A 959-nucleotide genomic window follows, 5' to 3' on the forward strand; every position below is an offset into this window, starting at 1 on the left:
CCGAAAGCGAAGAAGTTGATGGAATTGGCCCAACACTCCATTGGCGTAACGGAAGGACAACAGATGGCCCGTATCGAAATTGCCACGCTTGTCCGCCGGTACCGCCAACTGGAAGAAGAAATCGAGGCACTGACAGAGCAGCTGATCGAACTCGTACAGACATCGGTCGAGTACGAATGGTTGAAGACCGTTCCGGGCTTAGGCGATGCGACCATCGTAGAATTGTTATCAGAGATCGGGAGTTTCTCCCATTATCAGGATCCGCGGCAGCTTATCAAATTAGCGGGCCTGACGCTGCGGGAACATTCCTCCGGCCAACACAAAGGGCAAAAACGGATCTCGAAGCGTGGAAGAAGGCGGTTGCGCGCCCTTCTGTTCCGGGTGATGATGCCGATGATCCGCCACAACGAAGCGTTTCGGCAGCTGCACGACTATTACACGACACGTCCTGATAATCCGTTGCGGAAGAAGCAATCGATTGTGGTGTTATGCGGAAAATTATTGAAGGTATTGCACGCTGTATGTACGAAGCACCAAGCGTTCGATGCGAAGCGAATGATGCAGGACATCTTTGGCCTCGAAACGGCTGCTTGATGCCTATAGTCTCGATTCTCTAGACAACAAGGATGACACGGAGAAGCTGGCGCGATATCATCCATTCGACCTTGAGTCCCTAAAGGAGCTTAGCCGGCCTCTGCCTGATGACTAGACCGAACGAAGGAATGTAGGCACAAGGATGCCAAGAGACATGGGAGGGTTCGTCATCATCAGCGATGCAGAGATCCACGGTGCATCCCATACGCTTCCCCCACTACAACCAAATTTAACCAGTAGTGGCCGCGAAGCGTACCCAGTCAATGTAAGATATACACATATTTAAGAAATAATGTTAGGAACTTTGTCGAAAAATATTTTTTTGACACCCCTGAAACGGCTACAACCGTTGATATATCAACATT

The 959-nt window shown here is 50.2% G+C and carries 1 protein-coding gene; it reads left to right on the plus strand.

Annotated elements, in window-relative coordinates:
* On the plus strand, nucleotides 1-594 hold a 594-nt coding region (locus GCA01S_RS18910; protein WP_042412580.1), incomplete at its 5' end, for an IS110 family transposase.
* Nucleotides 595-959: the final 365 nt, after the last annotated feature.

The sequence above is a fragment of the Parageobacillus caldoxylosilyticus NBRC 107762 genome (assembly GCF_000632715.1).
Taxonomy (GTDB): Bacteria; Bacillota; Bacilli; order Bacillales; family Anoxybacillaceae; genus Saccharococcus; species Saccharococcus caldoxylosilyticus.